Origin of the sequence: Xinfangfangia pollutisoli, from assembly GCF_020179405.1 — a bacterium.
Taxonomy (GTDB): domain Bacteria; phylum Pseudomonadota; class Alphaproteobacteria; order Rhodobacterales; family Rhodobacteraceae; genus Pseudogemmobacter; species Pseudogemmobacter pollutisoli.
The window spans coordinates 1-2903 of record NZ_JAICBZ010000163.1 but is presented as its reverse complement, the minus strand read 5'-3'; the positions used below and the strand labels follow the sequence as shown (position 1 = coordinate 2903).

Sequence of the window (2903 nt, the reverse complement as noted above, 5' to 3'; positions counted from 1 at the left end):
GCGGCGCCCGAACAGCGCCGAGACCGAGCCGACCCGGTCGGCCCCGAGCCCCATGCCGTCGCGCACCGTGCCCTCCCAGACCCGCACCAGCGCGGCGCGGCCGGCCTGCCCGGACTGGAAGGTCTTCAGCACGCTGGCCTGCGCGCCCTCGGCCGGCGGCAGGCCCAGCCTTGCGGCGGTTTCGGCCGGGAAGGGGCAGTCGTGCCGCAGGGTCTTCCACAGCCGGCGCACCCCATTGCCCGGCTCGGCCGCGCCGAAGAACACCGGCACGACCAGATCTTCCTGCAGGTCTCGGCTGAGCGAGGCATAGATCTCGGCGGGCGCGGGGGTGATGTCGGTCAGCACCTGTTCCAGAATCGCATCGTCGAAATCGGCCAGCGCCTCGAGCAGCCCGGCGCGGGCGCTGTCTTCATCTTCGCGGGCGGCTTCGGGCAGCGGAATCAGATCGGCGGGCCTGGCCGGGTTCCAGTGCCAGGCGCGTTCCGAGACCAGGTCGACCAGCCCCGTCACCTGGCCCTTGTCATCGCGCAGCGGAATCTCGCGCAGCGCCAGCGGGCGGTCCGAGATCGCCTGAAGGGCGTGGAACGTGGCGCGGACCTGGGCCTCGGGCGCGTCCATGCGGTTGATGAAGATCAGATGCGGGATGCGCCTTGCATCTAGGAATTGCAGCAAGGCCGAGACGGCGACGGCGCGTTCGGGAAACGGGTCGGCCACGACGATCACCAGATCGGCCACCGCCATCGCGGCGCGGCTGTCGGTCAGCAGTTCGACCGAGCCGGGGCAGTCGATCAGCACCCAGTCCTGATCCAGGAAGCGGCAGGCGGCGACGGTGGCCTCGGTCGAGATGCCGCGGGCGCGCGCTTCGGGGGCGCTGTCGCCCAGGGTATTGCGGTCTTTCACGGTTCCGCGCCGGTCCAGCGCGCCTGCGGCCTGCAGCAAGGCTTCGAAAAGCGTGGTCTTGCCGCTGCCATGCGCGCCCACCAGCGCGGCGCATCGGGTGCCGAAGGCGGTTGCGGTGATCTGGCTCATGTTGTCCCTCCGCTGGGCCGGGGGCGGCCTGCGGGATCGGGGCGGGGCGCGATGAGGGCTGCAAGACCCTCAGGGCGGCCCGCTCTTGCCCGGCCGCCGGTGCGGGGGCGCCGTTTGCGCGCCCTCTGGCCGCAGTCTGCACGGCGCGGGGGCGGCTGTCATGTGGGAAATGCAGGGGCATCGGGTCGCAGGGGGCGGGGGCGGCGGAGCGGAGGGGGGATTTGTCTTTCTTATCCGCTTGGATAGGATGCGGGCATGGATCAGCCCGTCTTCCAATCCCGCCTGCCGTTCCTGCCCTGGATGGACCCGCGCACCCTGCGCCTGCCCGGCATTCTGCCGGTCGAGGGCGAGGATTGGCTGCGTGTTGACGATGCCTTTGCCGGCCAGATGGGGTTGCGCGATGCGCTGATCGCGGGGCGCCAGGACGCGGTGCATGGGCTGTTGCCGGAAGGCCGGGCGGCGGCGGAAGAGCTGTATGCCAAGGTGCTGGACCGGCTGGCGCGGACGGAAGGCTACCGGGTCGGCGCCCTGTCGGTGCTGCGGCCCGACGGGGTGGAGGTGGCGCTGGATCCGGCAGCCCCGCTGCTGACGCTGGGCCGGCTGGTGCAGGAAGATCTGTGCATTCTGGAACAGGCGGGCGACGAGCATCGGCTGACCGGGGCGATCCTGTGCTTTCCGGCCAGCTGGACGCTGGCGCAGAAGCTGGGCAAGGCGCTGATCGCCATTCACGATCCGGTGCCGCCCTATGACGGTGCTTTGGCCCGCCGGGTGCAGCGGCTGTTCGATGCGATCCGGCCCGAACAGGCGCTGTGGCGGATGAACTACCTGACCTATGACGATCCGGCGCTGTTCCAGCCGCGGCTTGAGGGCCAGCGCCGGCCGCGGCCGGTCGATCATGTCTATGTGCGCTGCGAAAGGCAGTGCCTGTTGCGGCTGCCGCAAACGCGGGCGGTGGTCTTCTCCATCCACACCTATGTGGTGCGCGCGGAAACCCTGACGCCGGCCGAGCTGCTGGCCCTGCGGGAGGCACAGCATTGAGCGAACGGAATTGTCTTCTGGTGATCGCCCATCCCCTGGCGGAAAGCCTGGGCCAGCATCTGGCGCAAGACCTGCGCGCGGCGGCGGCTGAACTGGGCTGGCGCGTGACGACACGCGATCTCTGCGCCTCGGGCTTCGATCCGCGGCTGACCGAGGCCGAGGCTGCCAGCTATCGCGGCGATTTCCAGGGCGGGGCCGGGGCCGAAATGGCCGAACTGGCGGCGGCCGAGGTGCTGATCCTGGTGTTTCCGACTTGGTGGTTCGGCTTTCCGGCGGTGCTGAAGGGCTGGTTCGACCGGGTCTGGGCGCCGGGTGTGGCCTATCAGCCGGTGCCCGAGCTGCGGATGATGGCGCCGCGGCTGACCGGGTTGAAGGCGGTGTTGGCGGTGACCACGCTGGGCGCGCCCGGCTTCTGGGACTGGCTGGCGATGCGCCGCCCGGTGCGCCGGGTGCTGACGCGCGGGATCGTCTCGCCCTGTGCGCCGGGGGCGCGGGTGGTGTTCCGGTCGCTCTACCGTGCCGAACATGTGACGCCGGCGCGGCTGGCGCAGTTTCAGGCGCGGCTGCGCGGCGATCTGGCGGCGATCGCGCGGCGGCTGGGCTAGGGTCTAGCGGGCGAGAAGCCGCAGATCTTGCCCGTTCAGATGGGCCAGAAGCGCGCGCAGGGCGCCGAAGGGCAGGGCCGGCAGCAGAAGGCCATAGGCCAGCGCGCGGGCGGCGGCTTCGGCCAGAGGCGGGATCGCCGCTGCGGCAGGCGCCGCCGGGGCCAGATTCGGGGCCAGAGTCGGCGCCAGATTCGGGGCCATTTCTGCGGCGGGCGCGGGCGGCGGCGGATC

4 protein-coding genes are annotated in these 2903 nt (G+C 71.3%); 2 read left to right on the top strand and 2 right to left on the bottom strand.

Annotation, left to right across the window (positions count from 1 at the left end; all coding sequences use genetic code 11):
* A partial coding sequence (locus K1Y73_RS21725; protein ID WP_225030494.1) for a GTP-binding protein occupies positions 1-1029 on the bottom strand: 1029 nt, incomplete at its 3' end.
* A gap of 255 nt (positions 1030-1284) precedes the next feature.
* Between K1Y73_RS21725 and K1Y73_RS21720 the strand changes: the two genes are divergently transcribed.
* Entirely contained in the window at positions 1285-2067 is a 783-nt protein-coding gene (locus K1Y73_RS21720; RefSeq protein ID WP_225030493.1) for a heme-dependent oxidative N-demethylase family protein, read from the top strand.
* Positions 2064-2672 carry an NAD(P)H-dependent oxidoreductase gene (locus tag K1Y73_RS21715; RefSeq protein WP_225030491.1) on the top strand — a complete coding sequence of 203 codons (609 nt, stop codon included), beginning with the start codon at positions 2064-2066 and terminating at the stop codon, positions 2670-2672. Before K1Y73_RS21720 ends, K1Y73_RS21715 begins: the two co-directional genes overlap by 4 nt.
* Before the next feature lie 3 nt (positions 2673-2675).
* On the opposite strand, the gene K1Y73_RS21710 is transcribed toward K1Y73_RS21715, so the two are convergent.
* The coding region (locus K1Y73_RS21710) for a hypothetical protein (protein WP_225030490.1) at positions 2676-2903 on the bottom strand (228 nt) is incomplete at its 5' end.

What these genes read in the sequence shown, in the direction of transcription:
- K1Y73_RS21720 (WP_225030493.1), top strand. Translation starts at nt 1,285, where the DNA reads ATGGATCAGCCCGTCTTCCAATCCCGCCTGCCGTTCCTGCCCTGGATG.